Raw genomic sequence first — 11,360 nt, 5'->3', positions numbered from 1 at the left:
TCGACGGTAGCGTAGGCGGCCGCAGATAGTCGAATCGTGGCCAGGGACTTTCGGCCCAAAAGTGCAGGTCGGGCGGCCGGGAAGTGGGGCAAGTCGCTGGTCGGCGCGCCCCGATTCGGGGGCGCTATTGTGCACCAGTCCACCCCTGTGCTTCGCTTGCTTTTGCACCCGGTCCGACCGGAGGGGTGATTCTCTACGTAAGGAGTCGGTATGGACTGGGGCAACGTCTGGAACGTCGTCTGGTACACGATCCTGATCTTCGCGTTCATCGCGTACCTGATCGTGCTGTTCATGGTCCTGACGGACCTGTTCCGCGACCACAAGCTGTCGGCGGGCTGGAAGGTTGTCTGGATCATCTTCCTGGTGATACTCCCGTACATCACTGCATTCGCCTACCTGCTGTTCCGCGGGCCCGGCATGGCCGAACGTTCGCAGCAGGCGCAGTCGGTCGCCGAGGCGCAAGCGAAGGAGTACATCCGGAACGCGGCGGGGACGACCACGCCGGCCGATCAGATCGCGACCGCCAAATCCCTGCTCGACGCCGGGACCATTAACCAGGCCGAGTTCGAGGCCATCAAGGCCAAGGCGCTCGCCTGACCTGACCTATCTGCGNCTATCTGCGGCGCCCGACGACACCTCGTCGTCGGGCGCCGTGGTGTATCACCGGTCCGCTGTAATACTTAGGGGAACGACGGGCGAGAGGGGAGTTGACACATGGCGACGCGTGTCGACAGTTGGATCTGGGGAATTCGGCTCACCAAGACCCGCTCGGCCGCGGGCGCCGCCTGCCGCGCCGGTCACGTACAGGTCAACGGTGTCACCGCGAAGCCGGCCACGCCGGTGGCCGTGGGCGACGAAGTGCGCGTACGATTGCACGGCCGCGACCGCATCGTCGAGGTGGTCAAGCTCATCAGTAAGCGGGCCTCGGCCCCGGTCGCCGCCGAGTGCTACATCGACAACAGTCCGCCGCCACCACCGCGCGAGATCGTCGCCGCGGTGCCGCGTCGCGATCCCGGCGCCGGTCGACCGACCAAGCGCGACCGACGGCAGATGGACCGGCTGCGCGGCGGCACCCTGCTGATTCTCGCCGCCGTGGCCGCGATGACGCTGAGCGCCTGCGGTTCGGGCGACGACGTCGTCTCGTCGAAGACCACCACGCCGAAGGCGGGCACCGGGCCCGCCTTCGAGCGGTGCGGCGGACTCACCGCCGAAGAGGTGTCGGCGGCCACCACCTTCGCCGCGCTGAAGCTCTACAACGACAATCCGTCCGTCTGCGAGTGGCGTTCCGACGCACACCGGGACGGCCCGGTGGTCTCGTTCAACTGGTACCGCGGCTCGCCGATCGGACGGGAACGCGGTCACGAGCAGCTGAGCCGGGAGAACCCGACGGTGGACATCGAGATCGCCGGCTACCCGGGCTTCCTCGCCCGCCACAATCCGATCTGTGAGGTGGGCGTGCAGTTCGAGAACGACTTCATCGAGATCTCGGTGGCCGACCGCCAGTCGTTCGGCGCCGAGACGGTGCCGCTGGAGACCCTCTGCAATGCGGCCAAGAGCCTGGCCGCCACGTCGATCGAGCGTGCCTCGTGAGCAGGCCCGGCAGGCTGCGGCGCACCGTCGCGGCGACGGCCGCGCTCCTCGTCCTCGGCACGACGGCAGCCTGCACCACCGTGGTCGACGGCGACGCCCAGCGCGTCGGTGCCGACGCGGCGCAGAAGGGTCAGGTCGACACCAGCGATTTCGAGGGTCTGCTGACCGAGTGCCAGATCCTGCCGGCCGCCGACATCGCCGAGGCCGTCGGTGGCGGATCGGCCGAGCGGGGCTTCAACGGGGCGATCTGCCGCTGGGTGGTGGTCGGCGGCGGCGTCACCGATGTGACCCTCGCCTGGTACGAGTGGGGCGATTTCAACCTGGAGAAGCAGACCGCGCAGCGTCTGGGCTTCACCACCGAGAACATTCAGGTGAACAGCCTCGCGGGCTTCACGCAGCGCGATCCCGCCCGACCGCAGGTGTGCGGGGTGACGGCCAAGTCGCCGGGTCGCGGCACGCTCACCTGGTGGGTGGAGCCGCACGCGGCCGGCTCGGACGCGTGCGCGTCGGCGATCGCGCTGATGGAACTGGTGCTGAACCGCGCGAACTGAGTCGGGCGGAACCGGGTCAGGCGAACCGGGTCAGGCGGCGGGGATCAGCGACACCGAGACGGTGGCCGCCGAGACCAGGCCGTCGTCGGACGGAATCAGCATCCAGACGAACAGGCAGTCGTCGATCCGTTTGCGACGGATGGTGATCTCGATCCCGGGCGTCACCGGCCGGAGGTATTCGATCACCAGGCGGTGCGGTGCATCCAGCAGATCCGGGTGATCCACCAGCTCGTCCTCGACGGCTTCGAGGTAGGCGGCGTTGTTGAGGTGCTTGAACGGGTCGAAGTCGGTGGACCGCAGCACGTGCTCGCGGTCGGGCTGCGAGCACTCGGCCTCCGGCGGGGCCGGTTCGGGGTTCATCGAATGCCAGCGGAGCCGATGGTGGTCGTTCATCTGCGCGAGCACCTCGAACGTCGAATCGGAGATGCGCGAGGGCATGCCCTGATCGTTGACGTTGATCCAGAACGCCTCGGTCTCGATCCGTCCGTCCGGACGCGGCTCCGGGTTGAACCGGTTGGTCTCGCTCGTCGCTGCGAGGCTCACCCGCATGTCCGTCCAGCGCGTCGACAAGGCGCCGCACCAGCGCTCCACCTGGAAGTCCGACGGCCAGGTGATCGGCTCGAGGACGTCGATGATGGTGCGCCGCACGATCCAGAACGGTTCGGTGTCGCCGAAGTCGGTCGCCGCGATGTTGTCGTTCGCGGCATCCTGCAGGTAGCGCGCCACCGCATCCAGTCGCACCCGCATCTGCTGATCGATGTCTCCGGTGCGCACCCGATAGTCTTCGGCGAAGAATCGGGCGTCTGCCTTGCGGGCGCCCAGCGGACGGTAGATCGGCGACGCGGACGACGTCGGTTTGGGAGCGGGCACGGCGAGCCTTTCGTCGGTGGCCGATAACCAGTTGATTACGATACGCTCGACACAAAACTAGAACATGTTCCGGTAGGTACGAGTCGAGGGAATCGAACATGGCACACGTCATCACCAGGCCCTGCTGCAACGACGCGAGTTGCGTCGAGGTCTGTCCGGTGAACTGCATCCACCCCACTCCGGACGAGCCGGAGTTCCTCACGGCGGAGATGCTGTACATCGACCCGGAGGCCTGCATCGACTGCGGCGCCTGCATCGACGAGTGCCCGGTCAGTGCGATCTTCCCGGATGATCAGCTCGAGGCCAAGGACGAGCCCTACCTGCAGATCAACGCCGACTACTTCAAGGATCACGATCCCGACGGCGGTCTGGTGAAGCCGACGCGGCCGCCGGTGATGCCCGAGGGCAAGGAACTGCACGTGGCCGTGGTGGGCGCCGGACCGGCCGCCTTCTACGCCGCAGGTGAGCTGGTCAAGCGTGGCCAGGTGAAGGTCGACATGTTCGACCGGCTGCCCACACCGTACGGTCTGGTCCGCGCCGGCGTCTCGCCGGACCACGCGAAGACCAAGGGTGTGGAGAACACGTTCGCCGCCACCGAGAAGAAGGCGAACTTCACCTATCACCTCAACGTCGACGTCGGCACGCACATCACGCACGACGAGCTGAACGCCCGCTACGGCGCGATCCTCTACGCCGTCGGTGCCCCGCACGACCGTCGTCTCAACATCCCCGGCGAGGACCTGACCGGCTCGTTCGCGGCCACCGAGTTCGTCGCCTGGTACAACGGCCATCCCGCCTACGCGGACCGGACCTTCGACCTCAGCGGCGAGCGCGCCGTGGTGATCGGCAACGGCAACGTGGCGCTCGACGTCGCGCGCATCCTGCTGACCGATGACGCCGTGCTGGCCGCCACCGACATCGCCGACTACGCGCTGGACGCGCTCAAGGCGTCGTCGATCACCGAGGTGGTGGTGCTCGGCCGCCGCGGTATCGAGCACGCCGCCTTCACCAACGCCGAGTTCCTCTCGCTGGGCGACCTCGACGGCATCGACATCGTGATCGAGGAGGCCGACCTCGCGTTGTCGGAGGGCACCGAGGCCGCGCTCGCCGACGACACGCTCGACTCCACCATCGCCACCAAGATCCGCCTGGCGCGCGAGTTCGCGGCGCGGCCGCGGACCGAGGGCAACAAGCGAATCGTCTTCCGCTTCCTCTCCTCGCCGCTGGAGATCCTCGGCGACGAGCACGTCACGGGCCTGCACTGCATGCAGAACTCGTACGCGCCCAGCGGTGCGGCGACGCCGACCTCGGAGACCTTCGACCTGGACGCCTCCATCGTGGTCCGGTCCGTCGGCTACCGCGGTCAGCCGATCCCCGGCCTGCCCTTCGACCGGGACCGCAACGTGGTGCCGAGCGACGACGCGCGCGTCACCGACGGCCCGGACGGCCCGGTGCTGCCCGGCCTGTACGTGGCCGGCTGGATCCGCCGTGGACCGACCGGCGGCATCGGCCGCAACCGCTTCTGCGGTGAGGAGGCCGCCGCGTCGATCCTGGCCGACTTCGCCGCCGGTTCCCTCCCGGAACCGGAGCGGTCGGTCGACGACGTCCCGGAGCTGGTCGCCTCGCGCGGTGCCGAACGCGTCGACCTCGACGGCTGGCGCCGGATCGACGCCGCCGAACGGGCCGCGGGCAAGACCGAAGGTCGTCGTCGCGTGAAGCTCGTGACCGTGGACGAACTGGTGGCCACCGCGCGCGCGACCGAAGAGGCCGTTGGATGAGTGCACAGCCGCCGCTGCGGATCGCCCTTCTGTCGTATCGCAGTAAGCCGCACTGCGGCGGGCAGGGCGTGTACGTGCGGCACCTGTCGCGCGAGCTGGCGCTGCTCGGCCACCAGGTGGAGGTGTTCTCGGGACAGCCCTATCCGGTGCTCGACCAGGCCGCGCTCGACGCTGGCGTCATCCTCACCGAGGTGCCGAGCCTGGACCTCTACGGGGAGCCCGAGCCGTTCCGGACGCCGAAGCTCGGCGAGTACCGCGACCTGCTCGACGTCCTCGAAGTGGCCATGATGTGGACCGCCGCGTTCGGCGAGCCGCTGACCTTCAGTATGCGGGCCGCCCGCCTGCTGAAGAGTCGTCGCGCCGACTTCGACGTGGTGCACGACAACCAGTGCCTGGGCTACGGCCTGCTCGACATCAAGCGCCGCGGGTTCCCGCTGGTGGCGACCATTCACCACCCGATCACCCGGGACCGGTCGCTCGCCGTGCGCGCGGCCAAGGGCCTGTCCAAGATCACCGCCTGGCGGTGGCATTCGTTCCTGGCGATGCAGGGCCGTGTGGCCCGGCGCATCCCGTCGTTGCTGACGGTGTCCAAGACCAGCGAAGACGACATCCGGGACGCCTTCGGTGTGCGCGACGGCGCCCTCGCGACCATCCCGCTCGGGGTGGACGTCGACCTGTTCGCCCCGCGCGGCGAGCGGGTGCCCGGCCGGATCGTGTGCGTGGCCAGTGCTGATGCGCCGCTCAAGGGCGTCGCCTACCTGCTGGAGGCCTTCGCCAAGGTGGCCGCCGATCATCCGGTGAGCCTCACCCTGGTGTCCAAGCTGGATCCGGAGGGGCCGTCGGCCCGACTGATCGAGCAGTTGTCCATCGGCGACAAGGTCTCCGTGGTCTCCGGACTCGACGACGACGAACTGGCCGCGCTGCTGGCCAGCGCCGAGATCGCCTGCGTCCCGTCGCTCTACGAGGGCTTCTCGCTGCCGGCCGTGGAAGCGATGAGCTGCGGCACGCCGCTGGTCGCCACCCGCGCCGGTGCGATCCCGGAGGTGGTCGGCGACGCCGCGGTGCTCGTCGATCCGCGGGACGCCGAGGGCCTGGCCGCGGCACTGCGCGAACTGCTCGACGACCCCGACCTCGCCGCCGAGTTCGGCACCGCGGGCCGGACCCGCGTCACCGAGAACTACAGCTGGGCGGCCGTCGCCGCCGCCACGGCCGAGCGCTACCGCGCGGCCATCGCGGTGACCCGCGGGGCCCGCCTGCCGCTCGAGAATCCCCCAGTTCCGAGCACCCCCGAAGTCCCGACCACACCCAAGGAGAACGCCGCATGCTGACCGTCGACTTCGATCGCCTCGGCGTGGGTCCGGGCGTCCGCGCCATCGACATCGGTGCCGGCCAGGGCCGCCACTCGTACGAGATGCTGCGCCGCGGCGCCGACGTCACGGCCTTCGACCAGAACACCCAGGACATGGCCGACGTCGCCGAGATGTTCGGTGCGCTCGCGGTGGCCGGTGAGGCACCCGAGTACGCCGTCGGCCGCACCGAGGTCGGCGACGCGCTGCGCCTGCCGTACGAGGACGACAGCTTCGACGTGGTGCTGATGTCGGAGATCCTGGAGCACATCCCCGACGACGAGGCCGCGATCGCCGAGATGGTGCGGATCCTGCGTCCGGGCGGCATGGCCGCGGTGACGGTGCCGCGCTACTGGCCGGAGAAGATCTGCTGGGCGCTGTCGGACGAGTACCACGAGGTGGAGGGCGGCCACGTCCGCATCTACCGGGCCTCCGATCTGGCGACCAAGCTCGAAGCGGCCGGCCTGGAAGTGACCGGCTCCGATCACGCCCACGCGCTGCACGCGCCCTACTGGTGGCTCAAGTGTGCCGTCGGTGTGGAGAACAACGAGAATCCGCTGGTCCGCGGCTATCACAAGATGCTGGTCTGGGACATGATGAGCAAGCCGTGGGTCACCCGGGTGGGGGAGCAGGTCCTCAATCCGCTGGTCGGCAAGTCGGTGGCGCTGTACCTGAGGAAGCCTGCCTGAATGACCATCTCGGCGGCGGTACCTGATTCGGCGAGCGGGGAGCGCGGCGGCGGCCGCCCGCATGTGCCCGGGGTCCTCGCCGCCGTGTCGATCAACGCGACCGGCGAGGCCGTGGCGCGCATGCAGGAGTCGTCCGGTGCCATGCCCTGGTTCCCGGGCGGGCAGACCGATCCGTGGGATCACGTCGAGTCGGCCATGGCGCTCAGCGCCACCGGCTTCCTCGCCGAGGCCGAAGCCGCCTACGAGTGGTCGCGGCGCACGCAGCGCGAGGACGGCTCGTGGCCGATTCGCACCGACGTCGGCGTCGTCACGGTGCCGGGCATCGACTCCAACTTCTGCGCCTACATCGCCGTCGGCGTGTGGCATCACTTCCTGATCACCGGCGACGGTGCCTTCCTGCAGCGGATGTGGCCCACCGTGTGGTCGGCGATCAATCTGGTGTGCCGGTTCCAGCGGAACGACGGCGCCTTCCGATGGGGTGCCGACCACGTGACCTACGCGATGTTCGACGAAGCGCTGGTCACCGGCAACGCGAGCATCTATCAGGCACTCGACTGCGCCGTCCGCATCGCCGACGAGATCGGTGCACCCGAACCGGACTGGGAGGCCGCGCTGGCGGCGCTCGGGCTCGCGTTCCGCGAGCAGCCGGAGGTCTTCGAGCCGCCGAGCGATCACTCCATGGACTGGTACTACCCGATGCTCGGCGGCGCGATCCGCGGACGCGAGGGGCAGGAGCGCATCGCGCAGCGGTGGGACGAGTTCGTCGTCGACGGCCTCGGCATCCGCTGCGTCGACCACCGTCCCTGGGTCACCGGGGCCGAGACCAGCGAACTCGCGCTGGCGCTGGAGGCGCTCGGCGACACCGAGGCCGCCATCGCGCTGATCGCGTCGATCGGGCACCTGCGGGATCCGGACGGTTCGTACTGGACCGGCCTGGTCTACGACGACGGCAAGCGGTGGCCGGTGGAGAAGAGCTGTTGGACGTCGGCCGCGGTGGTGCTCGCCGCGGATGCGATCAGTCGGGCGACACCCGGCAACGGCATCTTCCGCGACGTCCGCCGCTTCTGAAACGGCCCGCTTGCAGAATTTCCGGACAGGTGTCCAGAGATCTGTCTAAAATTGTGCATCAGTCACGTTCATCGCATCCCAGGAGGTTCCGTGGACTTCGGAATCGTGCAGTTCACCAGCGACCGCGGTCTGCTTCCGCAGATCCTCGCGCCGCTCATCGAGCAGGCCGGCTTCGCGTCGTACTACGTGCCCGAACACGGCCACATCCCCACTAGGCGGGAGGCGGCGCACCCGGGTACCGGTGATTCGTCGCTGCCCGACGACCGCTACCTGCGCACCCTCGATCCGTGGACCACGCTCGCGGCGGCCGCCGCGGTGACCGAACGCATCCGCCTGGCCACCGCGGTGGCGCTGCCGGTGCAGTCGGACCCGATCACCCTGGCCAAGACCATCGCCACGCTCGACCACCTCTCCGGCGGGCGCGTCACGCTCGGCGTCGGCTTCGGCTGGAACCTCGACGAGATGGCCGATCACGGCGTGCCGCCCGGTCGACGTCGCACCATGCTGCGCGAATACCTCGAGGCCATGCGGGCCCTGTGGACGCAGGAGGAAGCCGAGTACCACGGCGAGTTCGTGGAGTTCGGCCCCAGCTGGGCCTGGCCCAAGCCGAAGTCCACCATGCCGGTCCTAGTCGGGGCCGCGGGCAACGAGAAGAACTTCAAGTGGATCGCCCGCAGCGCGGACGGCTGGATCACCACCCCGCGCGAAGAGGACATCGAGGGCTCGGTGCAGCTGTGCCAGCAGATCTGGCGCGACGCCGGGCGCGAGGGCGCGCCGCGGATCGTGGTGCTCGATGTCAAGCCGATTCCCGAACGCCTCGACAAGTGGCGGGAACTCGGCGTCACCGAAGTCCTCTACGGACTGCCCGACGACAGCGTGGAACGCGCCTCGGGATACCTCGCCAAGCTCGCCGGAAAGTTGGAGCTCGACGCATGACGGCAACACCTTCGGTCGCCATCATCGGTGCCGGCATCAGCGGCCTCACCACCGGCAAGCAGCTCGCCGACTACGGCGTGGCGTACACCTGCTTCGAGAGCTCGGATCGGATCGGCGGCAACTGGGCCTTCGGCAATCCGAACGGCCACTCGTCGGCGTATCGCTCGCTGCACATCGACACCTCGCGGCACCAGCTCAGCTTCCGCGACTTCCCGATGCCCGAGCACTACCCGGACTTCCCGCACCACTCGCAGATCAAGCAGTACCTGGAGGACTACGTCGACGCCTTCGGTCTGCGCGAGGCCATCGAGTTCGAGAACGGCGTGACCCATGCTCGACGCCTCGACGGCGGCGGCTGGGAGCTGACCACCCAGCGCGGCGAGCAGCGTCGGTTCGATCTGCTCGTGGTGGCCAACGGGCACCACTGGGATCCGCGCTGGCCGAATTTCCCCGGGGAGTTCAGCGGCACCGAGATCCACTCGCACCAGTACATCGATCCGCGCGACCCGCTCGACTTCGCGGGCAAGCGCATCCTCATCGTGGGCCTGGGCAACAGCGCGGCCGACATCGCCGTCGAACTGTCGTCCAAGGCGCTCGAGACCCAGGTGACGTTGTCCACCCGGTCCAGCGCGTGGATCGTGCCGAAGTATTTCGCCGGTCAGCCGGCCGATAAGTACTACAAGACCAGCCCGCACATCCCGTTCGCCTGGCAGCGCAAGTTCGCGCAGGTGATGCAGCCGTTCACCGCGGGTCGACCCGAGCAGTACGGTCTGCCCACGCCGAACCACAAGTTCTTCGAGGCGCACCCGACGCAGTCGGTGGAACTGCCGCTGCGCCTGGGTTCGGGCGACGTGGTGGCCAAGGGCGACATCGACCGGCTCGACGGGGACACCGTCCACTTCGTCGACGGCACCAGCGACGAGTTCGACATCATCATCTACGCCACCGGCTACAACATCACCTTCCCGTTCTTCGACGAGGACGTGATCAGCGCGCCGGACAACCAGATCGACCTGTACAAGCGGATCTTCTACCCGGGCATGGACGACGTGGTGTTCGCCGGTTTCGCGCAGGCCACCCCCACGCTGTTCCCGTTCGTGGAGGCGCAGACGCGGATCATCGGCGCCTACGCGGTCGGCAAGTACGTGCCGCCGCCGGTGCCGACCATGCACGAGGTGATCGCGTCCGACACCGAGTTCTACACCGGCCACATGCTGCACCGTCCGCGGCACACGCAGCAGCTGGACCACTTCTTGTACGAGCACGACCTGCGCACCAAGGAACTGCCGGCCGGGTACGCCCGCGCCCAGCAGGCCGGTGCGCCCGAATGGGCGGGAGTCGACGCATGAGCCGTCGATCAGTGGATTTCGTTTCCGGCGGCACGCGGTGCGCGGCGTGGTTCTTCTCCGCGGCCGCTGATTCGCCGTTCGCCGGCGACGACGGCGCCGTCCCCGTGGTGGTGATGGCGCACGGCTTCGGCGGCACCAAGGACTCCGGCCTGGAGCCGTTCGCGGAGCGCCTCGCGGCTGCCGGTCTGGCCGTGTTCGCCTTCGACTACCGCCACTACGGCGAGTCCGACGGCGAGCCCCGCCAGCACATCTCGCTCACCGGGCAGGCCGATGACTACCGGGCCGCGATGGCCGCGGCGGCGGTGCAGCCGGGTGTGGACCGCTCCCGCGTGATCCTCTGGGGCGTCTCGCTGGCCGGCGGTCTGGTCCTCGAAGTGGCGTCCGGGCGCGACGACCTGGCCGCGGTGATCGCGATGGTGCCGCTGGTCAGCGGGTTGGCCGCCGGTATCCATCACTACCCGCAGCTGGGGGTGGCCGGCGTCGCCAAGTCGACGTCGCGCGCGGTCGGCAGTGCACTCAAGTCCCGCTTGGGCCGTGCACCCACCATGATGACCGTCGTCGGTCCGCCCGGCTCCGGTGCCGCGCTGTCCGGTCCCGGCTACCTGGAGAACTACCTCGCGGTGGCCGGTCCCACCTGGCGCAACGAGGTGGACGCCGCCATCGGTCTGGAGCTGGGCAGCTTCCGCGCCGACAAGTCGGCCCACCAGATCAGTGCGCCGACGCTGGTGCAGATCGCCGACTTCGACCAGGCCGCACCGCCGCACGCCGCAGCCAAGGCCGCCTTCTCCGCCCGCGCGCAGGTGCGCCACTACCCGTGCGACCACTTCGACATCTTCGAGGGCTTCGACTGGTTCGAGCAGGCGGTGACCCACCAGATCGACTTCCTCACCCACCACCTCGCCTGACTGCGCGGTGCGCTCGCGTGTACCGGCTGTTGATGGGCCAACAACTGGCATCAACTTCTTTCGACGAATCTGGCCGGGGAGGGGATTTCGGACGGAGGCCATGGGCACCTTAGCCATACGAGGTCGCTGAGTGGGCGGTAGGGGTTTGAGAAAGCCGAAAATACAATGTGATAGCGGCTCTTCGGATCTAAGAGTGCGTAGGTGAGGTTCGGGCCGAGCGCGGGCGACCACAACATGTAGGTGGGCCCTGGGGTGTGATCATGGAAGTTCCTACACGT

11 protein-coding genes are annotated in these 11,360 nt (G+C 68.7%); 10 read left to right on the top strand and 1 reads right to left on the bottom strand.

Annotated features, from left to right (window positions below; genetic code table 11):
* Nucleotides 1–210: 210 nt before the first annotated feature.
* The 3 genes from ACFFJD_RS16080 to ACFFJD_RS16070 all read left to right on the top strand — a co-directional run bounded on the left by ACFFJD_RS16080 (nucleotide 211) and on the right by ACFFJD_RS16070 (nucleotide 2,141).
* The gene (locus ACFFJD_RS16080; RefSeq protein WP_382365992.1) at nucleotides 211–597 is read left to right on the top strand and encodes an SHOCT domain-containing protein; all 387 of its coding nucleotides are present in this window, start codon (nucleotides 211–213) and stop codon (nucleotides 595–597) included.
* Between the two features lie 117 nt (nucleotides 598–714).
* A complete protein-coding gene (locus ACFFJD_RS16075; protein ID WP_382365990.1) occupies nucleotides 715–1,590 on the top strand; it encodes an Hsp15 family ribosome-associated heat shock protein in 876 nt (291 codons plus the stop codon).
* Entirely contained in the window at nucleotides 1,587–2,141 is a 555-nt protein-coding gene (locus ACFFJD_RS16070) for a DUF3558 domain-containing protein (RefSeq protein ID WP_382365988.1), read from the top strand. The genes ACFFJD_RS16075 and ACFFJD_RS16070 overlap by 4 nt, the downstream gene beginning before the upstream one ends.
* Before the next feature lie 30 nt (nucleotides 2,142–2,171).
* Here the strand turns inward: ACFFJD_RS16070 and ACFFJD_RS16065 are convergent, their stop codons facing one another.
* Nucleotides 2,172–3,011: an acyl-[acyl-carrier-protein] thioesterase gene (locus ACFFJD_RS16065; protein WP_382365986.1), complete on the bottom strand. Its 840-nt coding sequence runs from the start codon at nucleotides 3,009–3,011 to the stop codon at nucleotides 2,172–2,174.
* A 98-nt stretch (nucleotides 3,012–3,109) separates the two neighbouring features.
* On the opposite strand from ACFFJD_RS16065, the gene ACFFJD_RS16060 reads away from it, so the two are divergent.
* From ACFFJD_RS16060 to ACFFJD_RS16030, 7 genes are all read left to right on the top strand, one after another.
* Nucleotides 3,110–4,789, top strand: coding sequence for an FAD-dependent oxidoreductase (locus ACFFJD_RS16060; protein ID WP_382365984.1), 1,680 nt, complete (start codon nucleotides 3,110–3,112; stop codon nucleotides 4,787–4,789).
* Nucleotides 4,790–4,803: 14 nt separating this feature from the next.
* A complete protein-coding gene (locus ACFFJD_RS16055) occupies nucleotides 4,804–6,117 on the top strand; it encodes a glycosyltransferase family 4 protein (RefSeq protein WP_382366039.1) in 1,314 nt (437 codons plus the stop codon).
* Nucleotides 6,111–6,824 (top strand): class I SAM-dependent methyltransferase, encoded by a 714-nt coding sequence (locus ACFFJD_RS16050; RefSeq protein WP_246992135.1) that lies wholly within the window; start codon nucleotides 6,111–6,113, stop codon nucleotides 6,822–6,824. The genes ACFFJD_RS16055 and ACFFJD_RS16050 overlap by 7 nt, the downstream gene beginning before the upstream one ends.
* Nucleotides 6,825–7,892, top strand: coding sequence for a prenyltransferase (locus ACFFJD_RS16045; RefSeq protein WP_382365981.1), 1,068 nt, complete (start codon nucleotides 6,825–6,827; stop codon nucleotides 7,890–7,892).
* A gap of 90 nt (nucleotides 7,893–7,982) precedes the next feature.
* A complete protein-coding gene (locus tag ACFFJD_RS16040) occupies nucleotides 7,983–8,828 on the top strand; it encodes an LLM class F420-dependent oxidoreductase (RefSeq protein WP_382365979.1) in 846 nt (281 codons plus the stop codon).
* Nucleotides 8,825–10,177, top strand: coding sequence for a flavin-containing monooxygenase (locus ACFFJD_RS16035; protein WP_382365977.1), 1,353 nt, complete (start codon nucleotides 8,825–8,827; stop codon nucleotides 10,175–10,177). Before ACFFJD_RS16040 ends, ACFFJD_RS16035 begins: the two co-directional genes overlap by 4 nt.
* A complete protein-coding gene (locus ACFFJD_RS16030) occupies nucleotides 10,174–11,082 on the top strand; it encodes an alpha/beta hydrolase (RefSeq protein WP_382365975.1) in 909 nt (302 codons plus the stop codon). The genes ACFFJD_RS16035 and ACFFJD_RS16030 overlap by 4 nt, the downstream gene beginning before the upstream one ends.
* The last annotated feature ends 278 nt before the right edge of the window (nucleotides 11,083–11,360 follow it).

Source organism: Gordonia phosphorivorans (assembly GCF_042432625.1).
GTDB classification, from domain to species: domain Bacteria; phylum Actinomycetota; class Actinomycetes; order Mycobacteriales; family Mycobacteriaceae; genus Gordonia; species Gordonia phosphorivorans.
The sequence above is the reverse complement of the archived record's forward strand: the minus strand, read 5'-3'. Positions and strand labels throughout refer to the sequence as shown.